The following is a 20,535-nucleotide window of genomic DNA, read 5'->3' as shown; positions in this document are numbered from 1 at the left end:
GCCATGGCGCGCGATCCCGGTCTCGAAGAACTGCTGCGCGAGGAACTCGGCGACCGCCCGGGCCTTGGCGAAAAATCCATGTTCGGCGGCCGGGCCTTCATGCTGAACGGCAATCTTCTCTGCGGCGCGCGCAGCGACGGTATGCTGATCCGTCTCGGCAAGGGCAATGACCGCTGGGCGCTGGCGCTGCCGGGCGTGATCCAGATGCTGTCAGGCGAGCGGGTGATGCAGGGCTGGGTCCGGGCCACGGCCGACGTTTACGGCGACGATGCGCTGAGACGGCGTTTACTGGACGGCGCGCTCGCCTATGTGGAATCGCTGCCGGGGAAGTAGGGACGGCGCTTTCCCCCTTCTCCCCAGCGGGGAGAAGATGTCCGAAGGACAGATGAGGGGGTGAGCGGCAAAGCCGCGAATGCCCTGAGCGCAAGCGAAGGGCAATGAATGTTGTGCTGTGTGGCCCCCTCATCCGACCCTTCGGGCCACCTTCTCCCCAGTGGGGAGAAGAGAAAAACAGAGAACCAAGCGAGGAACAACCATGCCGAAGGCCAATCCGCGTCATCCGAAATTCCCCATCCCCGGCGGGCCGGAGCTGCGGGCCAAGGGCTGGCGGCAGGAAGCGCTGCTGCGGCTGCTCGAAAACGTGCTGTCCGTTGGCGAGGATCCCGACAATCTGATCGTCTATGCCGCGCTCGGCAAGGCGGCGCGCAACTGGGCGGCGCACAAGGGCATCGTCAAGGCGCTGACCGAGATGGAAGAGGACCAGACGCTGCTCATCCAGTCGGGCAAGCCGATCGGGCTGGTGCGAACGCATGCCAAGGCGCCGCTCGTCATCATGGCGAACTGCAATATCGTCGGGCAATGGGCGAAGGCCGAGGTGTTCTACGAGCTGCAGCGCAAGGGACTGATCTGCTGGGGCGGACTGACGGCCGGCGCCTGGCAATATATCGGCAGCCAGGGCGTCATCCAGGGAACCTACGAGATCTTCATGCGCATTGCCGAACGGCGCTTCGGCGGCGATCTTGCCGGCCGCTTCGTGCTGACGGCCGGCCTCGGCGGTATGGGCGGCGCCCAGCCGCTCGCCGGCCGCATGGCGGGGGCTGCGATCCTCTGCATCGACATTGATCCGGAGCGCGCCCGCAAGCGCCAGCAGATCGGTTATCTCCAGGAGATCGCGCCCGATCTCGATGCCGCCCTTGAGATGATCGACGCGGCGGTGAAGGAAAAGCGGGCGCTGTCCGTCGGGCTCGTCGGCAATGCGGCCGAGGTCTATCCCGAGATTGCCCGGCGCGGCATCGTGCCCGATATCGTCACCGACCAGACCTCGGCGCACGACCTCGTCTACGGCTATGTGCCGAAAGGCATGAGCCTCGATCAGGTCAAGGGCCTGCGCGACGACGGACAAGGCCAGCTCATGGCAGCCAGCCGCGCCTCGATCGTCGATCATGTGACGGCGATGCTGGAATTCCAGAAACGCGGCTCCGAGGTCTTCGACAACGGCAACCTCATCCGCACCCAGGCGCGCGAGGGCGGCGTCGCCAACGCCTTCGACATCCCGATCTTCACCGAAGCCTATCTCCGGCCGCTCTTTGCCCGGGCGATCGGCCCCTTCCGCTGGATGGCTCTGTCGGGCGAGGAGAGCGATATCGCCCGGATCGACGACCTGCTGCTTGAAATGTTCCCCGACAACAAGATCATCACCAACTGGATCCGGCTGGCGCGCGAGCACATTCCCTTCGAAGGCCTGCCGGCCCGCATCGCCTGGCTCGGCCATGGCGAGCGCACCGCGCTTGCCCTTCGCGTCAACGCGCTGGTGGCAAGCGGCGAGCTGAAAGGTCCCGTCGCCTTTTCCCGCGACCATCTCGACGCCGGCGCCATGGCGCATCCCAATATCATGACCGAGCGGATGAAGGACGGTTCCGACGCGATCGCCGACTGGCCGCTGATCGACGCGATGATGCTCTGCTCGTCGATGGCCGATCTCGTCGTCGTCCATTCCGGCGGCGGCGGCTACGCCGGCTACATGACGAGCTGCGGCGTCACCGTCGTCGCCGACGGCACCGATGCCGCCGACGAGCGGCTCGACCACGCGCTGACCAACGACACCGCCCTCGGCGTCATGCGATACGCCGATGCCGGTTACGAGGAGGCGCTGGACGAGGTGGCGAAGAAGGACGTGCCCTATATCCGGCTTGGTTGAACAATCCTGATTTGCCGATCGCCGTCCTTCCATCAGAAACAGCGAGAGCGCAGAAGCGCTTGAGAAATCTTTCAAAGGCATAGGTCGCGGAGAATTTTGTCGTGGGTGAAGAAGTTTCAGACCGAATTGTTGAACAGCGTTGGCGAAACCGAATCATCGAAGCCATCGAAATTCTCTCGCGCGGCAATGAGGGACTCATTGAAGTGAACTACAATGAGTTCTTCGAGGGTTTTTACGACTGCTGGCATCACGGGCGATTGGTCGTGCGGCCAAATAGCGCGATCACAGAAGAGGAGGAGCGAGCTGTCGATGCACTTGGGCGGGTGCTGGAAGGCATTAGTGATGAGACGCGTCACTTCCAAAGTGAAGCTGAATATATTCAGTCAGGGTGCGCTGAGCGGATCAGGCCCGTAGCACAGGACGCATTGAAGGTTTTTCTCTCACGTGGCCGATTTTCCGAGAATTACGAAGAACCCTCTCCTACCGGCGGCAAATGAGGCCTTAGACAGCGATAGCGCCAGCGTGCACCGTGGGCGGCTCGACGGTGAGCGCATCAGCTGGCCAGATTGGAAACCTCGATGAGGTTGCCATCGGGATCCCTGAAATAGATCGAGCGCAAGCGGCCGGTCGCGCCGGTGCGTTCGACCGGGCCTTCCTCGATCGCAATCCCCCGCGTCAGCAGATGTGCGATGACATCGGCAAGCGGCGTCTCGGCGATGAAGCAGAGATCGCCGGAGCCGGGGACGGGATGTTTCGCCTTGGGCTCGAATTCGTGGCCGGCCTGATGCAGGTTGATCTTCTGGCGGCCGAATTTCAACGCCTTTCGGCCTTCCGCGAAGGTTTCGACCGACATGCCGAGAATGCGGGAATAGAAATCGCAGGTGGCTGCGACATCGGCGACGGTCAGCACGAGATGATCGAGACGGTCGATGCGGATTATATCTTTCTCCTCGTGAAATGCTGGGCGGCACAGGCGCAGATAAAGGCGAGCGCCAGCATGGCAAGCGTGAAGGCAACGACGGCTGCCCAGCCTTCGACGGCGAAGAACCAGCCGCCGGCCGAGCCCATGAGGCTGGAGCCGACATAATAGGCGAGCATATAGAGCGAAGAGGCGTGGCCCTTGGTGCCACGCGCCAGCTTGCCGACCAGGCCGCTGGCGATGGAATGGCTCATGAAAAAGCCGGTCGTCAGTACCGTTATGCCGAGGATGATGGACGGCAGCGGCGCGAAGAGCGTCAGCGCGCTGCCGGCAGCCGTCAGCGCAAGGCCGAAGAGCAGGACGCGGAAGTGGCCGATCCGGTCTCCGATGAGGCCTCCGATCGAGGAAGCGCCGATGCCAAAGAGATAAACGGTGAAGATCAGGCCGAGTTCGGTCTGGTTGAGGCCGTAAGGCGGCGCCACGAGGCGGAAACCGGCATAATTGTAGATGGTCACGAAGGAGCCCATCGCCAGGAAGGCGATGGCGAAGAGGAAGGGCAGCGCCGGATTGCCGACATGGCCGAGCCAGGCCTTCACATGGTAACGCGGATCAAAACCGGGCCGGCGGGCGAAATTCCTTGATGACGGCAGCAGGGCGATGAAGCCGATGGCGGCGGCAAGGCCGATGGCGCCGATCAGGAAGAGCGCCGGCCGCCAGCCGAGATATTCGGCGAAGATGCCTGTGAGAACACGGCCGGACATGCCGCCGAAGGCCGTGCCGCCGACATAAAGGCCCATGGTGGCGCCGAGGCCGCGCGGATCGATCTCCTCGGCAAGATAGGCCATGGCGACGGCAGGCACGCCGCCGAGGACGAGGCCCTGCAGGGCGCGAATGACGAGCAGCAGGTGCCAGTTCGGCGTAAAAGCGGTGGCAATCGTCAGCACGGCCGCGCCGACCAGCGATATCGACATCAGGCTGCGGCGGCCGAGTCCTTCCGAGACAGCGGCGGCGCAAAGGATGGCGAGTGCGAGAAAGCCGGTGGAGAGCGAGAGCGACAGCGAGCTTTCGGCCGGGCTGACGGAAAATTCCTGGGCAAAGATCGGCAACAGCGGTTGGACGCAATAGAGCAGCGAGAAGGTGGAAAAGCCGGAGAGGAAGAGCGCCAGGCTGGCGCGGCGATAGGCGCTAGTGCCGCGCGAGAGGTAGTGCTTTTGCCCCGATATCGCGGCTTGCTCGGAGGCTTTCACTGCATGCACTGACATCGGCATAACGTCATCCTTCCACTGCCGATCTAGTCAACACCGCTCCATTTGTCCAATATATGAAACCGACGATTTCAATAGGTTTTGGAGATGGCGATGGAGCTGCGGCACCTCAGATATTTCCTGGCGGTGGCGGAGGAAGGCAACTTCACCCGCGCAGCCGGCAAGCTCGGCATCGGACAGCCGCCGCTCAGCCAGCAGATCCGCGACCTCGAGACGGAGGTGGGTGCGGCGCTCTTTCACCGCGTGCCGCACGGGGCCGAACTGACGGCGGCGGGTGCTGCGTTCCTCGGCGAGGCAAGGGCCGCGGTGGCGGCAGCGGAGAAGGCGAAGCTTGCCGCGCAGAGAGCCAATCGCGGCGAAACCGGACGCCTGTCGCTCGGCTTCACCGCCTCTTCGGCCTTCAATCCAGTGGTCAGCACGACGATCCGCCGCTTTCGCGCCCATTGGCCGGAGGTGCGGCTGGCGCTGACCGAGATGAATACGCTGGCGCTCATGCAGAAGCTGGAAGCGGGCGAACTCGATGCCGCCTTCATGCGCCCGAGCCTTGATGATCCCGCCGGCATCCGGCTGCGGCGACTGCCGGATGAGCCCATGGTGATCGCGCTGCCCGCCAACCATCCCTTGGCACGGCGCAGCAAGCTACCGCTTGCGGCGCTGGCCGGCGAACCCTTCATTCTCTTTCCCCGGCTGGTGGGTTTGAGCCTCTACGACGATGTCGTGCTGGCCTGCCGCAAGGCAGGGTTCGAGCTGGCCGTAGCGCAGGAGGCGCCGCAAATTTCTTCCGTCGTCAATCTGGTAGCGGCCGATCTCGGCGTCTCGATCGTGCCGGCCTCGATTTCACAGATCAAGCTCGAAGGTGTGGTCTACAGGCCAATCGAAGGGCCGCCGGCCGTGGCGCGTCTGGCGCTGGCGATCCTGAAAACACATCACTCGCCCGTCACCGAGAACCTGATGAGCCTGCTGAGCTATCCTGCCGGATCCCAATAGGGCGGGTCGCCGAAGCTCTTCTTCAGATGATCGGCGATGGCGCGCAGCTTGGCCGAGGGATTTCGGCCCTCGGGATGGGCCATGTAGATAAACTCGGCTTCAGGCCTGCGGCCAACATCGATTTCGGCAAGCCGGCCTTCACGGATGGCCGGACCGGCGATGAAGGCGGGCAGCAGCGCGATGCCGAGGCCGGCAATGGCGGCGTCGCGAAGCATGTCGCCATTGTTGATTCCGAGCGCCAGTTTCGCGCGGACGAGGACCGCGCCCTCCGGGGTCTCGAAGCGCCAGTCGGCAACGCCGCGATTGGTGTAGAAGATGCCGCGATGGCTGTTGAGATCGGTCAGCGACGCCGGCACTCCCTCCCGCGCGAGATAGTCCGGTGAGGCGCAAAGAAGACGGCGGCTCGGCGCAAGCTTCCATGCGACCAGCCGACTGTCGGCGATCGGGCCATGGCGAATGATGGCGTCGTAACCATCGGAAGCGGCATCGACGCGGCGATCGTCGATATCGAGGGTCAATTCGATCTCGCGATGTTCGGCAAGAAAGGGATAGAGCGCCGGGCCGAGATGCATGCGGCCGAAGGTGACGGGGGCGGCAATGCGGATCGAGCCGGACAATGTTCCGCGCCGCTCCGCCATAGCGGCTGCGGCGTCCTCGATCTCGCGCACGATACGCGTTGCGCGCTCCAGGAAAGCCGTCCCATCCTCCGTCAAAGTAAGCTTGCGGGTCGTGCGGTGCAGCAGCATGCCCCCGAGTGACTTCTCCAGCTCCGCCAGCCTTTCGCTGACGACGGATTTGGAGAGGCGCAGGCGCCGGGCGGCCTCGCTAACCGATCCGGCCTCGACGACGGCAACGAAAGCGGTAATGCCCTCGATACTGATCATTGTTCGGTCTTTCCGAATTCGAATTCCCCGATCTGGAGACTAATCCGAACGAATAGAAAATGCCATCTTCCATTCAACGGAATGGGACGGCAGGGGCCGCCCCGCTTCAACCCAGGAGATGGAACCATGAACCGTTTGAACAACAAGGTCGCGATCGTCACCGGCGCAAGCTCAGGCATCGGCCGCGTCACGGCAAAGCTCTTTGCTGCCGAAGGCGCAAAGGTCGTGGTCGGCGCCCGCCGGCAGGCCGAGCTCGACAGCCTCGTCGCGGAGATCAGGGCGGAGGGCGGTGACGCCATGGCCGTTGCCGGCGACGTCCGGTCGGAAGACTATCACAAGGCGCTGGTCACGACCGCCGTAACGAACTACGGCAAGCTCGACATCGCCTTCAACAATGCCGGCATCATCGGCGAGGCCGGCCCGAGCACCGGCGTTTCGGAAGCAGGCTTCAGCGAGACGGTGGCCGTCAATCTCACGGCATCCTTCCTCGCCGCCAAACACCAGATCGGCGCGATGGCGGAAAATGGCGGCGGCTCGGTGATCTTCACCTCGACCTTCGTCGGCTACAGCTTCGCCTTTCCCGGCGTTGCCGCCTATGCCGCGAGCAAATCCGGCCTGATCGGCCTGACGCAGGCGCTCGCCGCTGAATTCGGGCCGCAGGGCGTACGCGTCAACGCCGTGCTGCCGGGCGCCGTCGATACGGACATGTATCGGGACATGAACGATACGGCGGACAAACAGGCTGCCGTCACCAATATGCATGCGCTGAAGCGTGTCGCGGCACCTGAGGAAGTCGCCCGCTCGGTTCTCTACCTCGCCTCCGACGATGCAAGCTTCGTCACCGGCACGGCCTCGCTTGTTGACGGCGGCATTTCGATCACGCGCAGCTGAGACGGCGATATCCGCCGGCCGGGTTGGTGATCCCTCAACCCGGCCGCGACGCCTGGTATCCGCGCGATTGCATGTTCTGCGCCAAAGGCTTAGGGTCGGGGGGCAGGTCAAAAAGGCGACGGGTAGAAAGCCATGGCTCTCAGCGGCAAACGCATCCTCCTCATCATCTCCGGCGGCATCGCGGCTTACAAGAGCCTGGATCTGATCCGCCGGCTGCGCGAGCGTGGCGCCAGCGTGCGGCCCGTCATGACCAACGGGGCGCAGGAATTCGTCACGCCGCTTGCCGTCGGCGCACTGGCGGCAGATCATGTCTTTGTCGATCTGTTTTCGCGCCAGGACGAACAGGATGTGGGCCACATCAGGCTGGCGCGCGACTGCGATCTGGTTCTCATTGCTCCCGCCACTGCCGACCTGATGGCGAAGATGGCGAACGGCTTTGCCGACGATCTCGCCTCGACCGTGCTGCTGGCGACGGAGAGGCCGGTGCTTGCCGCACCGGCGATGAACCCCAGCATGTGGGCGCATGCGGCGACCCGGCGCAACGCGGCCACGCTGCAGCGAGACGGCGTCCGCTTCGTCGGGCCGATGGCCGGCGAGATGGCCGAAAGCCGGGAGGCGGGCATCGGCCGGATGGCGGAGCCGCTCGACATCGTCGCCGCCGCCGAAGCGCTGCTCGACGACGGAGAAAAACCGCTGAAGGGGCGCAAGGCGATCGTCACGTCAGGACCGACGCATGAGCCGATCGATCCGGTGCGCTACATCGCCAACCGTTCTTCCGGCCGGCAGGGGCATGCGATCGCCGCCGCACTGGCAAAGCGCGGGGCCGAGGTGACGCTGGTCTCGGGGCCGGTAACGATCCCCGATCCCGCCGGTGTCCGCGTCATCCATGTCGAGCGGGCCGAGGAAATGCGCGATGCCGTGCTTGCTGCGCTGCCGGCCGACATCGCCGTGATGGTCGCGGCGGTGGCGGACTGGCGCGTGGCCTCGGCCGCCGATCAGAAGCTGAAAAAACATCCGGGCGAATCCATTCCGACGCTGGCGCTCACCGAGAACCCCGACATCCTGAAGACCGTCGGCCATCACACGATGCGGCCGAATCTGGTGATCGGCTTTGCCGCCGAGACACAGGACGTCGAAAGCAATGCCAGGGCGAAACTCGAAAGAAAGGGCGCCGACATGATCGTCGCCAACGATGTCTCTCCCGCGACCGGAATCATGGGCGGCAGCCGAAACAGCGTCAAACTGATCCGCCATGACGGCGTCGAGCAATGGCCTGATCTCGCCAAGGAAGAGGTTGCCGAAAGGCTGGCGGCGCTGATTGCCGAGCGGCTCCGCTAGTCGCGAGCGGCTCAGCTGACAGTCCGGCAGCTCAAGCCGATACGGCCACACGCTGTGGCTTTGGCACACCGCGCTTCGCCGGCCGGAAGTCGACAACCTCGATGCCGTGCTCGCCGACAATGACGGCGCTGCCGTCAGGAATTTCGGCCCAGGCGTCGACATCGTCATTCAACGGTTCGGACACGAGGCAATGGCCCGTTCCGACGGGAGAAGCGTAGAGCGTCGGCGCCTTGCGATCTGTGGCATAGCGGATCGCATACAGCGTCTTCCCATCGGAAAAGGCGGCGGTGAAGCGCAGGAGGATGGAGCCGAGACTGCTTTCGGCCAGGTCCTCAATGAAGCCGACCATATCGGCCATCGCAGCGATCGGCGCCTCGCGCAGGCCGAACTGCAGCGCCAGCAGGAACATCAGCTCGGAATCGGTGGTGCCGCCGCGGGCATTGAACAGCTCGTCGTCGAGCATCGCCTCCATCGGCCGGCGCAGACGCTCGAAGCCGGAGATCTGGCCATTGTGCATGAAGGACCAGGTATCATGGGTAAAGGGATGGCAGTTGTCGCGCCGCGTGCCGCCGCCGGTAGCGGCGCGGACATGGGCGAGGAAGAGCGGCGAGCGGATCTGCCGCGCCAGGCTCTTCAGATTGCAATCCGACCATGCCGGCAGGATGTCGCGGTAGCGGCCCGGCTCGGGCCTGTCGCCATACCAGGCAATGCCGAAACCATCGCCGTTCGTCGCCGTCTTGGCGCGGGTGGCGCAATGGGACTGCTCGATCAGCGAATGGGCAGGCGAGGACACCAGCTCCTCGAGATAGAGGGGTTCTCCGCGATAGGCTGCCCAGCGACACATGGCTTTCTTGCTCCGGAACCCGCCGCCGCACCGGCGGGAATGCTGAAATTGTCGAACGCTGCGGCTAATAACAGCTTAACGCGGGGGCGATTTGCAAGCCGATCATGACTGTTTCGTGACCGGGCAACGGTTCAAATTCCGCAAAACACTGTCTTCTCTCGTGAACGTCTCGCAGGTATCGAGGCGGCGCATCTGTGGATTTCTACTTGCATCTGAAAAGAATCAGCCTACCTTTGGTCTATCAGCAACAGAACGAAAGGAAGGTGATCCAATGTCTAATGAGATTTCGGACCTCGTAACGGGCATGGAAGAGGTGATGAAAGCGAGGCAGCCCTCGCTCTAATACCCGCCTTCCTGGGGCTGCATTGACAGTCCAGGCCAGTATGAGGCCAAACTCATGGAAAGGGTCGCCGAGGCGGCCCTTTTTTATTGCCTGCTCTTCATCCCGTTGACGGAAGATCGAAATCTGTCTACTCATAAAATCATCAGATGACTTTATGAGTAGAAGATGCAGGCGCTCAGCAAGACCAACCTCGCCGACGAGGCGATCGAGGCGATCCGCAGCGACATTCTCGGCAAGCGCTGGGCGGTCGGCGACAAGCTGCCGAACGAGGCCTCGCTGTCCGCCATGCTTTCCGTCAGCCGCGGCACGGTCCGCGAGGCGGTGCGGGTGCTCGTCTCCCAGGGTTATCTCGAAACCCGGCAGGGTTCGGGAACCTATGTGCGCTCGACCAGCGATGCCGGCCGGCCGCTGACGATGGCGCGCCGCGCCAGCCTGCGCGACCAGTTCGAAGCGCGCCTGGCGCTCGATGTCGAGGCCGCCCGGCTGGCAGCGGCGCGCAAGACGCCGGAGACGGTGGCCGGGCTTCGCAGGCTGCTTGAGGAACGCGGCAGCTATGCCGGCGACGAGGCCGCCTTCATCCAGCGCGACCTCGCCTTCCACAAAGCGGTCATCGCCGCCTCCGGCAACCGCGCGATGATCGAGATCTATGATTTCTTCTCGGCCTCGATCGCCGACACCATCGCAGCGACGCTCGGCAAGGATATTCCCGAGCCCGACATGCAGGCGCATGCCTGTATCGTCGACGCGATCGAAACTGGCGATCCCGACAGAGCGGATGCGGCAGTGCGCCGCTTCATGGCGCCGGTTCTTGCCGCACTCGACCGGATGATCCTGTCATGAACACACCGTCCAACCAAGCCATCGACACCCTCGACCCTGCCGACGACCTGCTGATCGATGCCGAGGCCGGCAGCCTTCCGCCGCCGCGGGCGACACCGGTGCGAAGCGCTGCCGATCGTTTTCTGCTCGGCGCCAGCCTCGTGCTGATCGCCTTCAACCTGCGTCCGGTCTTCTCCAGCGCCTCCGCACTCCAGCCTGAGATCCGCGCCGAACTCGGTCTCACCGGGCTCGGCGCCAGCCTGCTGACGACGCTGCCGGTCGTCTGCCTCGGCGCGTTTTCGCCGCTGGCGCCCCGCCTTGCCCAGCGCATCGGTTCGGAACGCACGCTGCTCGGCGTCATCCTGCTTCTCGCCCTCGGCACGGCTTTGCGCGGGCTTTCGTCCGTGCCGCTGCTCTTCATCGGCACCGCTCTGGCGGGCGCCTGCATCGCCATCGGCAACGTGCTCCTGCCGGGGCTGGTGAAGCGGGATTTCCCCGCACAAGCCGCGCTGATGACCGGCTTCTATACGATGGCGCTCTGCGCGGGCGCCGCAAGCGCCGCCGGCCTGACGCTGCCGATCGAGCACGCGCTCGGCGGCTCCCTCGAGGGCGCGCTCGCCGCCTGGGCGCTGCCGGCGCTCGTCGTCGGCCTGATCTGGCTGCCGCAGGTCCTTCGCAGCGGCGGCCAGCCGAGGCGAAACGGCTTTCGCGTCGAAGGTCTCTGGCGGGACCGGCTCGCCTGGCAGGTCACGCTGTTCATGGGGCTGCAATCGGCGCTCGCCTATTGCGTCTTCGGCTGGCTGGTGCCGATCTTGCGCGAACGCGGGATCGACGGCGTCACCGCCGGGGCGATCGTCTCGATGTCGGTGATGGTTCAGGCGGCATCCTGCCTTATCGTGCCGCATATCGCCGTGCGCGGCAAAGATCAGCGGCTGATCAATGCGGGCCTCTGCGGCGTCGCCGTCACTGCCCTGCTCGGCCTGCTCTTCGCGCCGCTTTCGACCGTCTGGCTGTGGGCGGTGCTGCAGGGCATCGGCCAGGGCGGGCTGATCGCGGCGGCGATGACGACGATCGTGCTGCGCTCGCGCGATCCCGATGTCGCCGCCCATCTCTCCGGCATGGCCCAGTGCGTCGGATATCTTCTTGCGGCCATCGGCCCGATGGTCGTCGGCCTCATTCGCGGCTGGACCGGAAGCTTTTCCTGGTGCGCGCTCCTCTTCGTCGCGCTCGGGCTCGGCGCGGCAATCAACGGCTGGAAGGCCGGCCGGGCGTTGGAAGTGAATGTGCACGCGGTCGAGAAGGCATCCTGAGCCGCTCTTCCGCTGTCACTCGCCCATCACCTTCTCTTGATGCCGGTCGCCGGCCGCGGGTGCTACGCTATCTCCGCCTGGATTCGCCGGAGGACAAGTCGTGCGCATACGAACCCTGTTTCTGCTCGCCGCGCTTATGGCACCGCTCGCCCCTGCCCCTTCCCCGGCGCAGGAAGGCGGCGAACGCCAGGCGAATGTCGAACGCAGCGCGCGCGACGGCGTGCTGAAGCTGCTGCCGGCCGATTCCGTCACGGATCACACGTTGACGATCGGCGGGCGGACGATCGCCTATACCGCGACCGCCGGCACCCTCGATCTCTTCGGCCAGGACGGCGCCCAGACCGGCGCGATCTTCTATACCGCCTATGTCGCGAAGGACGGCGGGCCGGATCGGCCGCTGACCTTTGCCTTCAATGGCGGGCCGGGAGCGGCTTCCGCCTTCCTGCATCTCGGGCTGGTCGGGCCGAAAGTCCTCGATTTCGGGCCGCAGGGCCGCGACGGCGCCAATGCGAAGCTGGTCGACAACGCGCAAAGCTGGCTCGATTTCACTGATCTCGTGCTCATCGATCCAATCGGCACCGGCTGGAGCCGGACGGTAAAGGCGGACGACTCCTCCAATTATTACAGCGTCAATGCCGACGCCCAGAGCATTGCCAAGGCGATCGCGCTCTATGTCGCCCACAACAACCGCTCCAATTCGCCGAAATATCTTCTCGGTGAAAGTTATGGCGGCTTCCGTGCAGCCAAGGTCGCCTCGGCGCTGCAGGAAAGCCAGGGCATCATCATCGCCGGCGCGGTGATGCTTTCGCCCTTGCTCGAAGGCCAGCTGATGTTCAGTGCCGATCAGTTCGCGCTCGGCGCCGCGCTGGAGCTGCCATCGCTGGCCGCGGCCAAGCTCGACCGGGACAACGCCTTCGACGAAGAGAAGCAGCGCGAGGCCGAGACCTTCGCGCTCGGCGATTATCTGATCACACTGGCCGGTCCGCCGCCAACAGGCGCCGAGGCCGATGCCTTCTACGGCAAGGTCTCGCGATTGACCGGCATTCCTCAGGACATCGTCACCCGCAACCGAGGCTTCCTCGGCAATTCCTTCGTCAAGCACTCGGATGCGGGAAGCGGCGAGGTGATGAGTTCATACGACGCCTCCTTCGCAGCCCCCGACCCCTATCCGGAATCGGACTACGACCGCGGGGACGACGCCATTCTCGACGGCTTTACCCGGGCCTATGGCGGCGCTTTCGCAGACTATGCCCGCAGCGAACTCGGCTTCAAGACTGAAATGACCTATTCGCTGCTCGACGGCGATATCAGCCGGCGCTGGGAATGGGGCGGCGGGCGCGGCGGATCGCGCTTCCAGGCGAGCGCTACCGACGACGTCAGGCAGCTGCTCGCCTCGAATGCAGCCTTCCATCTCCTGATCGCGCATGGCTACAGCGATGTGGTGACGCCTTACAGCGTCAGCCGCTATGTCGTCGATCATCTGCCGCCGTCGCTCGCCGGCGGCCGCGTCGGGCTGAAACTCTATCGCGGCGGTCACATGTTCTACACCAAAGCCGACCAGCGGGCCGCCTTCACGGCGGATGCGAAAGCCTTCTACGCCACGCGTCCGCTCGCTCAGCCGGCGGATTGAGGAATTGCCGATGCATATATCAGGAGGATGCCACTGCGGGACAATCCGCTATCTGGCGGAGATCGATCCGGAGCGGGTCTCGATCTGCCACTGCACCGATTGCCAGCGGCTGACCGGCTCGGCCTATCGCGTCACGGCGCCGGCGCGGCCGGGAAGTTTCAGCCTGATATCGGGCGAGCCGAAAGGCTACGCCAAATATGGCGACAGCGGCGGCCTCAGCCGGCAATTCTTCTGCCCGAATTGCGGATCGCCCCTCTACCGCACGGATGACGACGGCGGCGCGGTCGGCATCCGCCTCGGCGGCATCGATCAGCGGCGGGAGCTGGCGCCCAGAAAACAGATCTGGTGCCGCTCAGCCTTGCCTTGGGTGGAGACTATCGAGCCGCTGCCACGGTTCGATGGCGAGGATTGATCCGAGACATCAGGCTGCAATCGAGGAGAGCGACTGATGAAGACCGCGGTAAGGAAGTTATTCCAGCGATACGAAAACTTTTTCAACAGATCCCTCGGCAGCGGCGTTGACGAGTTATCTCAGGGACGGCGCCTCGATGGAGGCGAACAGAATGCGCGTCTTCGGGCGCTGAACGGTCGCGCGGTGCCAACCACTGCCATCATCGTCGAAACGCTGCGCGACGACTGGCTGGTTGAAATCGAGATCATCGCGGCCGGCTGAACGGCAAGTGACCGTCGCACCACAAGAGCGCGACGGCCATGTGTTCAGGCTGCCGATTTCAACAGGCCGAGGGCTTCAGCCAGATCGATTTCACCGAGGAAAGCGCCGCTGCTTCTCGTCTCCTGCCGATGCTCGATTGCATGCGCGAAACGCACGGCCGGCTCCCGCTGCACGCGCTCATAGAGACGGTTCAGACTTGGAAATTGGCGGCGATCCACGACCTTATGGAAATCGTTCCATCTGGCGATCCCGACGAAATAGGCCTCCGCCAGGCTCGGCCCGTCGCCGAGGAGCCATTCCCGCCCATCGAGCAGGCGCTCCAGCTTGTGATGCGCCTTCTCGACCGCGGCTATGCCATAAGCCGTCAAAGCCTGCTTTGCACCCGGTTCCAGCGGATGTTCCACCGCATGCCAGAGCGGGGCGAAGGCGCCGAAGAAACTGGTGTTGAGGTAGGCGACCATCTGGTTCAGGCGATCGAAATCCTCCGAGCCCTGCGCAAAGCTTTGACCGCTGCCGATGCCGCGTGCGGCTATATGATGGAGGATCGCCATGCTTTCACTGATCGGCCTGCCATCCTCCAGCAACTGATGGCCGCGGATCAGCCGCAAGTCCTGATGGAGGCGGCCGCGGCCGGGCTCGGCATTACCTGCCTGCCGACATCCGTCTGCCGGAAGGCGCTGGCCGACGGGCGGCTGATGAGAGTGCTGCCGGATTGGACGGCCGGCAGTATCGACACGACGATCCTGATGCCGCACAGGCGGGGCCAACTGCCGGCGGTTCGCGCCGTCGTCGATTTCCTGGCGGAACGGCTGGCAGGATGAGGATCACGCCGCCTTGGCGGCGTGATATTCCTTGATGGCGACCATCTTGATCGCCGGATAGCGCTCCGCCTCGTAACGCAGCGAGAAGGCGTCCTGGGCGAGGAAAACAGGATCGCCGTCGAGATCGCGGGCGATATCGCCGCGTTTGACGGTCAGGAATTTTTCCAGATCGGCAGGCTGGTCGGCGGAGATCCAGCGGCAGACGGAGAAGCGCGACATTTCGAAGGAGACCGGCAGGCCGTATTCGGCCATCAGGCGCTCCTTCAGGACGTCGAGCTGCAGGGCGCCGACGACGCCGACGATCGCGGGCGAGCCGTCTTCCGGCGAAAACAGCTGGACGACGCCTTCTTCAGCCATCTGCTGCAGGGCTTCCTTGAGCTTCTTCGCCTTCATCGCATCTTCGAGGCGCACGCGGCGCAGGATCTCAGGCGAGAAGTTCGGCACGCCCTGGAAGACCAGCGATTCACCTTCGGTCAGCGTATCGCCGATGCGCAGCGTACCGTGATTGGGAATGCCGACGACATCGCCGGCATAGGCGGTGTCGGCCAGCTGGCGCTGCGAGGCGAAGAAGAATTGCGGCGCCGTCAGGCCGAGCTGCTTGCCGGTGCGGGCGAGCCTCGCCTTCATGCCGCGTTCGAGCTTGCCGGAGCAGATGCGGGCAAAGGCGATGCGGTCGCGGTGGTTGGGATCCATGTTGGCCTGGATCTTGAAGACAAAGGCCGTCATCTTGTCGTCGGTCGCATGCACCGTCCTGGTATCGGCGACCTGGTCGCGCGGCGGCGGCGCGAATTCGCCAAGCGCGTTGATCAGATCGCGAACACCGAAATTGCGCAGCGCCGAGCCGAAGAAAACAGGCGTCATATGGCCTTCGAGGAAGGAGTCGCGGTCGAAGGGCCGGCAGGCTTCGATCGCCAGCTCGGTCTCGTCGATGAAGGCCTGGCGCTCGTTTTCCGGCAGCTTGCCGGCAACGGCCTGCGGGCCATTGACCGGCGTCGTCTCGACTTCGGTATCGGAACCACGGGCGGTGCTGTTGGCGAGATGATAGGAGCCGCAGAAGGTTTTCGAGCGGCCGATCGGCCAGGTGATCGGCGCCGTATCCAGCGCCAGCTTCTCTTCCACCTCGTCGAGGATCTCGAAGGGATCGCGGCTTTCGCGGTCCATCTTGTTGATGAAGGTAATGATCGGGATATCGCGCATGCGGCAGACTTCGAAAAGCTTCAGCGTGCGCGGCTCGATGCCCTTGGCGGCATCGATGACCATGACGGCGGCATCGACCGCCGTCAGGGTGCGATAGGTGTCGTCGGCGAAATCCTCGTGGCCCGGCGTGTCGAGGATGTTGAAGACATTGTCGTTATATTCGAAGGTCATCACCGAGGTGACGACGGAGATGCCGCGCTCGCGCTCGATTTTCATCCAGTCGGAACGCGTCTGCATACGGTCCTTCTTCGCCTTGACTTCGCCGGCAAGCTGAATGGCACCGCCGAACAGCAGCAGTTTTTCGGTGAGCGTCGTCTTGCCCGCGTCCGGGTGGGCGATAATAGCGAATGTGCGGCGGCGGGAGACCGCCTCGGCGAGACTTTCGGCCATGGTGTGAATCCTGTGGAATTGCGGCGTATCTAACGATTAAAGGCCGAGATTGCAATTGACCTCGGCGCGCGGGGCGCAAAGTAATGGGCCATGACCATTCATCATGATACGCGCCCGACGCTGAACCTCATCCGTCTTCCGAATGGCGAAAGCCTCGACCTGCCCGCCTATGAAAGCAAGGGGGCGGCCGGCATGGACCTGCGCGCCGCCGTCGACGCGGATGCGCCGCTAACGCTTCTGCCCGGCAAACGGGCGCTGGTGCCGACCGGCTTCATCTTCGAAATCCCCGAAGGGTTCGAAGGTCAGGTGCGTCCGCGCTCCGGCCTTGCCTTCAAACACGGCATCACCTGCCTCAATTCACCCGGCACCGTCGACAGCGACTATCGCGGCGAAGTGAAGGTGCTGCTTGCCAATCTCGGCGAGGAAGCCTTCACCGTCGAGCGCGGCATGCGCATCGCCCAGATGGTGATCGCGCGGGTGACCCAGGCGCGGGTGGCGGAGATCACCGCGGCAAGCGAAACCGCGCGTGGCGCCGGCGGCTTCGGCTCCACCGGCGTGTGATGGCAACGGGCCTCGACAGCGCGGGCCTTACCTTCCGGCAGGAGTATTTCGGCGATCCCGCCGGCTGGACTGCGCTTGTCCGGCTGCTCCAGGATATTTTCGGCATCGACATCGGTCCGCTGCAACAGCTTGGCGGCCCGGATCCCACCAGCATGCCGTTCGGCTGGTTTGACGCCGAGGGCGAGCTTGCAGCCAATCTCACGGCCTTTGCGCTGCCCTTTGCCCTCAACGGCCGGATCGTCCATGCCGCCGGGCTGCAATCGGGTGCGGTGCGGCCGCCGTGGCGCGGTCGCGGGCTTTATCGCGATCTGACGGCGAAGGCGCTCGACTGGTGCGAGCGGCAGGGGTTCGAAGCCGTCGTCCTCTACACCGATAAACCGTCGCTCTATGAGCCTTACGGTTTTCGCGCGATGCCGCTGCACCGATATGTGGGAACGGCCCCCGCCCCCGCGATTGACGCCACAGCCGCCCGGCCGCTTTTGCCGGCGGATGCGGAGGATCTTGCCCTGCTGCAATTGCTGCTGAAAGCACGCAGCCCGGTTTCGACGACGCTCTCGGTGGCAATGAATGCGGCGATGTTTCTCATCAACACGCAGCTCGATCCCGATGTCCGCATCAGCTTTCTGGAAGACTGCCAGGCAGTCGTCGCCTGGAAGATGGATGGGACAGGCCGCTTCAGCCTTCTCGATGTCGTGGCAGCGGAAATCCCGTCGCTCGCCGCGATCCTCGGCGGGCTCGACATTGCCTCGGCCACCGTCGAGGTCCTCTTCCGTCCCGACAAGCTCGATTGGACGGGCGCTCCGCAGCCCTTTGAAAGCGGGACGACGCTGATGCTGCGCGGGCTCGGTGACGATGCTCCGCATTTTCCGGCGATGCTCTCGCCGATGGCGGATTTCTAACCCGTTTCGCCGATCTATTTCCCACGTGACAAAGGCGGCAGGCGGCGCTTGACGGGCGAGGCTTTAATCATCGCGGTGTTGGTCTCCGCACGTTCGGCGACCCTGTCCAGGAGGCCGTCAAGTTCCGCCATCGAGCGGATGACCAGGCGGGCGATGAAGCAATCCTCGCCGGTCACCTTGTCGCATTCGACGATTTCGGGAATTTCCTGAATGAGGCGCTCGACGAAATGCAGCTGTCCCGGCAGCGGCCGCACGCGGACGATCGCCTGCAGGGGGTAGCCGACGGCGGCGGGATCGAGATCGATGGTGAAGGCCTTGATGACGCCGCGCTCCTCCAGCCGCCGCAGACGCTCGGCAGCACTCGGCGAGGAAAGCCCCACCTGCTGCGCCAGCTCCTTTAGCGAGATGCGGGCATTGCCGGCCAGCGCCTCCAGAATGGCCTGATCGATTTCATCCGGCGGCTGGACATCGTTAGGCATGGGCGTAATTCCCCCTATTATTATTAGGTGAAGGCAGCGAAGTTCGTTTTTATCTTTATATAATTTTGCCCCTCGCCGCAATATTATCACCTCAGCAAAACGGAGGCGATCATGAGCAGCGACATTAGAAGAGGCACGGCGGAAATGACGGCAGCGATGCTGATCTCGGGGACGATCGGCTGGTTCGTCGTCATGTCCGGCCAGCCGGTCAGCGGCGTGGTCTTCTGGCGCTGCCTGTTCGGCGCGCTCACCCTGCTTGCCATCTGCGGCGCTCTCGGGCTGCTGCGGCCCGGCATCATCACGCTGCGCGCCTTCGCCATTGCCGTCTTCGGCGGCATCGCCATCGTCGTCAACTGGCTGCTGCTCTTCGCCTCCTATTCGCATGCGACGATCTCGGTCGCGACGACCGTCTACAACACCCAGCCCTTCATGCTGCTGGTCCTCGGCGCGCTGTTTCTTGGCGAGAAGATCACCGCCGCCAAACTGTTCTGGCTGGCGCTCGCCTTTGCCGGCATGATGGCGATCGTTCAGGCAAAACCGGGCGGAAGCGGCGATACGTTCGAGAGCTACGGCCTCGGCATCCTGATGGCGCTGGGCGCGGCTTTCTTCTACGCGCTCGCAGCGCTTGCCGCGAAATGGCTGAAAGGCACGCCGCCGCATCTGATCGCGCTGATCCAGGTCGCGACCGGCATGCTGATGCTGGCGCCGATGATGGACTTTTCCCATCCGCCCGCGGATGCCGGAAGCTGGGCGATCCTGGTTTCCATCGGCGTCGTCCATACCGGCCTGATGTATGTGCTGCTCTACGGCGCCATCCAGCGGCTGCCGACGCATCTGACCGGCGCGCTCTCCTTCCTCTATCCGATTGCCGCGATCCTCGTCGACCGGCTGGCCTTCGGCCACGCGCTGCAGCCGATGCAGATCGCCGGTGCTGCGACCATTCTCCTTGCCGCCGCCGGCATGAATCTCGGCTGGGCGCCGCGATGGCTGCGGCCAAGGGCGCTTCAGAGCTAGAGCATGATGCCGAAAAGTGCAGGCGGTTTTCGGGCGACATCATGCTCTAAAGCACGTCGCGATCTTTCAGATTCGCTCCCCGTGCTTTAGGTCTTTGTTTTTACACGTGTCGTTATCGCAAAACCGCGCACACTTTTGCGCGACACGCTCTAACTCTTTAATTTAGAACAGGATTCAGATTTTAGGCCGAAAGAGCCTAAAATCATCCTGTTCTAAGGGCGTGTTCCGGCAAGGGCGGCGGCAGACATTCCTTCTCGTGATGCACCCATCAACGCCGATGCATTGATGGCGCCGCTCACCTGGCATAAGACACCGGGGAAGAGGGAGCGACCCATGAGCCTTGCCGCCTTGCTTGCCTATGCCGGAGCGCTGTTCATCGCGGCCGCCATCCCCGGACCCGGGATTACCGCGATCGTCGCCCGCGCGCTCGGCTCGAATTTCCGCGAGACCTTCTTCATGGGCCTCGGCCTGGTGCTCGGCGACATGATCTACCTCACCGCCGTCATTCTCGGCCTTGCCTTCGTGGCGCAGACCTTCACCGAGGTGTTCATCGCAATCAAGATCGCCGGGGCGCTTTATCTCGGCTATATCGCCTGGAAGCTCTGGACGGCGGGGCTGTTGCCGCATGATATTGCCGCAGGCAAGTCCAGCAATATCGGCATGTCGTTCCTTTCCGGCCTGCTGGTAACGCTCGGCAATCCGAAGACGATGCTCTTCTATGTCGCGCTTGCGCCGACGCTGATCGACATCGGCAATATCGGGCTCGCCGACTATGCCATGCTGCTCGCCGCGACCTTCGTGGTGCTGATCGCCGTGCTGGTGCCCTATATGCTGCTCGCCTCACGCGCCCGCACGATGCTGAGGCAACCGCGCGCATTGCAGGCGCTGAACCGGGTTGCCGCCGGCATCCTCGCCGGCACGGCTGCCTTCATCGCCACGCGGGCGGCCTGAAATAAACATTCCGCAAGAAACGGTTTTCAAAGGTTTTTTTCTCCGCGGCCGCCTGCCCCGGCATGAACGCGGTCTGGCCTCGCGCGCGCTTTGACCCTATTCTCTTCCTCAATTTCAGAACCG

20 protein-coding genes and 3 pseudogenes are annotated in these 20,535 nt (G+C 64.0%); 16 read left to right on the top strand and 7 right to left on the bottom strand.

Annotated elements, in window-relative coordinates:
* The first annotated feature begins 3 nt into the window (after positions 1–3).
* The 3 genes from ATY76_RS20765 (at position 4) to ATY76_RS20755 (ending at position 2,694) form a co-directional block, all read left to right on the top strand.
* The gene (locus tag ATY76_RS20765) at positions 4–333 is read left to right on the top strand and encodes a TfoX/Sxy family protein (RefSeq protein ID WP_088676597.1); all 330 of its coding nucleotides are present in this window, start codon (positions 4–6) and stop codon (positions 331–333) included.
* A 202-nt stretch (positions 334–535) separates the two neighbouring features.
* Positions 536–2,197 carry a urocanate hydratase gene (locus ATY76_RS20760; RefSeq protein ID WP_088676596.1) on the top strand — a complete coding sequence of 554 codons (1,662 nt, stop codon included), beginning with the start codon at positions 536–538 and terminating at the stop codon, positions 2,195–2,197.
* A 101-nt stretch (positions 2,198–2,298) separates the two neighbouring features.
* A complete protein-coding gene (locus tag ATY76_RS20755) occupies positions 2,299–2,694 on the top strand; it encodes a hypothetical protein (RefSeq protein WP_088676595.1) in 396 nt (131 codons plus the stop codon).
* Positions 2,695–2,750: 56 nt separating this feature from the next.
* On the opposite strand, the gene ATY76_RS20750 is transcribed toward ATY76_RS20755, so the two are convergent.
* Both ATY76_RS20750 and ATY76_RS20745 read right to left on the bottom strand, forming a co-directional pair.
* Positions 2,751–3,137, bottom strand: a complete 387-nt coding sequence (locus tag ATY76_RS20750; protein WP_088676594.1) for a VOC family protein — start codon at positions 3,135–3,137, stop codon at positions 2,751–2,753.
* The gene (locus ATY76_RS20745) at positions 3,134–4,384 is read right to left on the bottom strand and encodes an MFS transporter (protein ID WP_088676593.1); all 1,251 of its coding nucleotides are present in this window, start codon (positions 4,382–4,384) and stop codon (positions 3,134–3,136) included. Before ATY76_RS20745 ends, ATY76_RS20750 begins: the two co-directional genes overlap by 4 nt.
* 90 nt (positions 4,385–4,474) lie before the next feature.
* Here ATY76_RS20745 and ATY76_RS20740 point away from each other — a divergent pair, with 90 nt between their 5' ends.
* A complete protein-coding gene (locus tag ATY76_RS20740) occupies positions 4,475–5,368 on the top strand; it encodes a LysR family transcriptional regulator (RefSeq protein WP_088676592.1) in 894 nt (297 codons plus the stop codon).
* On the opposite strand, the gene ATY76_RS20735 is transcribed toward ATY76_RS20740, so the two are convergent.
* Entirely contained in the window at positions 5,347–6,252 is a 906-nt protein-coding gene (locus ATY76_RS20735; RefSeq protein ID WP_088676591.1) for a LysR family transcriptional regulator, read from the bottom strand. The genes ATY76_RS20740 and ATY76_RS20735 overlap by 22 nt on opposite strands.
* 126 nt (positions 6,253–6,378) lie before the next feature.
* Between ATY76_RS20735 and ATY76_RS20730 the strand changes: the two genes are divergently transcribed.
* Together ATY76_RS20730 and coaBC are read left to right on the top strand one after the other, a co-directional pair.
* Positions 6,379–7,143 carry an SDR family oxidoreductase gene (locus ATY76_RS20730; RefSeq protein ID WP_088676590.1) on the top strand — a complete coding sequence of 255 codons (765 nt, stop codon included), beginning with the start codon at positions 6,379–6,381 and terminating at the stop codon, positions 7,141–7,143.
* 132 nt (positions 7,144–7,275) lie between these two features.
* Positions 7,276–8,481 (top strand): bifunctional phosphopantothenoylcysteine decarboxylase/phosphopantothenate--cysteine ligase CoaBC, encoded by a 1,206-nt coding sequence (gene coaBC / locus ATY76_RS20725; protein ID WP_088676589.1) that lies wholly within the window; start codon positions 7,276–7,278, stop codon positions 8,479–8,481.
* A gap of 31 nt (positions 8,482–8,512) precedes the next feature.
* Here the strand turns inward: coaBC and ATY76_RS20720 are convergent, their stop codons facing one another.
* A complete protein-coding gene (locus ATY76_RS20720; protein ID WP_088676588.1) occupies positions 8,513–9,325 on the bottom strand; it encodes a class II glutamine amidotransferase in 813 nt (270 codons plus the stop codon).
* A gap of 508 nt (positions 9,326–9,833) precedes the next feature.
* Here ATY76_RS20720 and ATY76_RS20715 point away from each other — a divergent pair.
* The 5 genes and pseudogenes from ATY76_RS20715 to ATY76_RS20695 form a co-directional block, all read left to right on the top strand.
* On the top strand, positions 9,834–10,508 hold the full coding sequence (locus ATY76_RS20715) for a FadR/GntR family transcriptional regulator (RefSeq protein ID WP_088676587.1): 675 nt from the start codon (positions 9,834–9,836) through the stop codon (positions 10,506–10,508).
* A complete protein-coding gene (locus tag ATY76_RS20710) occupies positions 10,505–11,797 on the top strand; it encodes an MFS transporter (protein ID WP_088676586.1) in 1,293 nt (430 codons plus the stop codon). The genes ATY76_RS20715 and ATY76_RS20710 overlap by 4 nt, the downstream gene beginning before the upstream one ends.
* A 100-nt stretch (positions 11,798–11,897) precedes the next feature.
* Entirely contained in the window at positions 11,898–13,427 is a 1,530-nt protein-coding gene (locus ATY76_RS20705) for a carboxypeptidase (protein ID WP_088676585.1), read from the top strand.
* Between the two features lie 10 nt (positions 13,428–13,437).
* Positions 13,438–13,839, top strand: a complete 402-nt coding sequence (locus tag ATY76_RS20700) for a GFA family protein (RefSeq protein ID WP_088676584.1) — start codon at positions 13,438–13,440, stop codon at positions 13,837–13,839.
* A 106-nt stretch (positions 13,840–13,945) separates the two neighbouring features.
* Positions 13,946–14,100: pseudogene (locus ATY76_RS20695) on the top strand (RidA family protein); the annotation flags it as partial.
* A 44-nt stretch (positions 14,101–14,144) separates the two neighbouring features.
* Here the strand turns inward: ATY76_RS20695 and ATY76_RS20690 are convergent.
* Positions 14,145–14,684 (bottom strand): annotated as a pseudogene (locus tag ATY76_RS20690) (glutathione binding-like protein); the annotation flags it as partial.
* Here ATY76_RS20690 and ATY76_RS34290 point away from each other — a divergent pair.
* Positions 14,685–14,921: pseudogene (locus ATY76_RS34290) on the top strand (LysR substrate-binding domain-containing protein); the annotation flags it as partial.
* A 3-nt stretch (positions 14,922–14,924) separates the two neighbouring features.
* Here ATY76_RS34290 and ATY76_RS20685 read toward each other — a convergent pair.
* Positions 14,925–16,508: a peptide chain release factor 3 gene (locus tag ATY76_RS20685; RefSeq protein ID WP_039617451.1), complete on the bottom strand. Its 1,584-nt coding sequence runs from the start codon at positions 16,506–16,508 to the stop codon at positions 14,925–14,927.
* A 90-nt stretch (positions 16,509–16,598) separates the two neighbouring features.
* Between ATY76_RS20685 and dut the strand changes: the two genes are divergently transcribed.
* Together dut and ATY76_RS20675 are read left to right on the top strand one after the other, a co-directional pair.
* A complete protein-coding gene (gene dut / locus ATY76_RS20680) occupies positions 16,599–17,069 on the top strand; it encodes a dUTP diphosphatase (protein ID WP_088676583.1) in 471 nt (156 codons plus the stop codon).
* A complete protein-coding gene (locus ATY76_RS20675; RefSeq protein ID WP_088676582.1) occupies positions 17,069–17,968 on the top strand; it encodes a GNAT family N-acetyltransferase in 900 nt (299 codons plus the stop codon). Before dut ends, ATY76_RS20675 begins: the two co-directional genes overlap by 1 nt.
* Before the next feature lie 14 nt (positions 17,969–17,982).
* Here ATY76_RS20675 and ATY76_RS20670 read toward each other — a convergent pair whose 3' ends face one another.
* Entirely contained in the window at positions 17,983–18,447 is a 465-nt protein-coding gene (locus ATY76_RS20670) for an Lrp/AsnC family transcriptional regulator (RefSeq protein WP_088676581.1), read from the bottom strand.
* A gap of 111 nt (positions 18,448–18,558) precedes the next feature.
* Between ATY76_RS20670 and ATY76_RS20665 the strand changes: the two genes are divergently transcribed.
* Positions 18,559–19,461 (top strand): DMT family transporter, encoded by a 903-nt coding sequence (locus tag ATY76_RS20665; protein ID WP_088676580.1) that lies wholly within the window; start codon positions 18,559–18,561, stop codon positions 19,459–19,461.
* A gap of 333 nt (positions 19,462–19,794) precedes the next feature.
* Entirely contained in the window at positions 19,795–20,412 is a 618-nt protein-coding gene (locus tag ATY76_RS20660; RefSeq protein ID WP_088676579.1) for a LysE family translocator, read from the top strand.
* The last annotated feature ends 123 nt before the right edge of the window (positions 20,413–20,535 follow it).

This window comes from Rhizobium sp. R339, assembly GCF_002211395.1.
Classification (GTDB): Bacteria; Pseudomonadota; Alphaproteobacteria; order Rhizobiales; family Rhizobiaceae; genus Rhizobium.
The sequence above is the reverse complement of the archived record's forward strand: the minus strand, read 5'-3'. Positions and strand labels throughout refer to the sequence as shown.

Bases quoted from the DNA above. Each gene is read 5' to 3' on its own strand.
- ATY76_RS20765 (WP_088676597.1), top strand. From the start codon at position 4: ATGGCGCGCGATCCCGGTCTCGAAGAACTGCTGCGCGAGGAACTCGGC.
- ATY76_RS20760 (WP_088676596.1), top strand. From the start codon at position 536: ATGCCGAAGGCCAATCCGCGTCATCCGAAATTCCCCATCCCCGGCGGG.
- ATY76_RS20745 (WP_088676593.1), bottom strand. From the start codon at position 4,384: ATGCCGATGTCAGTGCATGCAGTGAAAGCCTCCGAGCAAGCCGCGATA.
- ATY76_RS20740 (WP_088676592.1), top strand. From the start codon at position 4,475: ATGGAGCTGCGGCACCTCAGATATTTCCTGGCGGTGGCGGAGGAAGGC.
- ATY76_RS20735 (WP_088676591.1), bottom strand. From the start codon at position 6,252: ATGATCAGTATCGAGGGCATTACCGCTTTCGTTGCCGTCGTCGAGGCC.
- ATY76_RS20730 (WP_088676590.1), top strand. From the start codon at position 6,379: ATGAACCGTTTGAACAACAAGGTCGCGATCGTCACCGGCGCAAGCTCA.
- coaBC (WP_088676589.1), top strand. From the start codon at position 7,276: ATGGCTCTCAGCGGCAAACGCATCCTCCTCATCATCTCCGGCGGCATC.
- ATY76_RS20720 (WP_088676588.1), bottom strand. From the start codon at position 9,325: ATGTGTCGCTGGGCAGCCTATCGCGGAGAACCCCTCTATCTCGAGGAG.
- ATY76_RS20715 (WP_088676587.1), top strand. From the start codon at position 9,834: ATGCAGGCGCTCAGCAAGACCAACCTCGCCGACGAGGCGATCGAGGCG.
- ATY76_RS20710 (WP_088676586.1), top strand. From the start codon at position 10,505: ATGAACACACCGTCCAACCAAGCCATCGACACCCTCGACCCTGCCGAC.
- ATY76_RS20700 (WP_088676584.1), top strand. From the start codon at position 13,438: ATGCATATATCAGGAGGATGCCACTGCGGGACAATCCGCTATCTGGCG.
- ATY76_RS20685 (WP_039617451.1), bottom strand. From the start codon at position 16,508: ATGGCCGAAAGTCTCGCCGAGGCGGTCTCCCGCCGCCGCACATTCGCT.
- dut (WP_088676583.1), top strand. From the start codon at position 16,599: ATGACCATTCATCATGATACGCGCCCGACGCTGAACCTCATCCGTCTT.
- ATY76_RS20675 (WP_088676582.1), top strand. From the start codon at position 17,069: ATGGCAACGGGCCTCGACAGCGCGGGCCTTACCTTCCGGCAGGAGTAT.
- ATY76_RS20670 (WP_088676581.1), bottom strand. From the start codon at position 18,447: ATGCCTAACGATGTCCAGCCGCCGGATGAAATCGATCAGGCCATTCTG.
- ATY76_RS20665 (WP_088676580.1), top strand. From the start codon at position 18,559: ATGAGCAGCGACATTAGAAGAGGCACGGCGGAAATGACGGCAGCGATG.
- ATY76_RS20660 (WP_088676579.1), top strand. From the start codon at position 19,795: ATGAGCCTTGCCGCCTTGCTTGCCTATGCCGGAGCGCTGTTCATCGCG.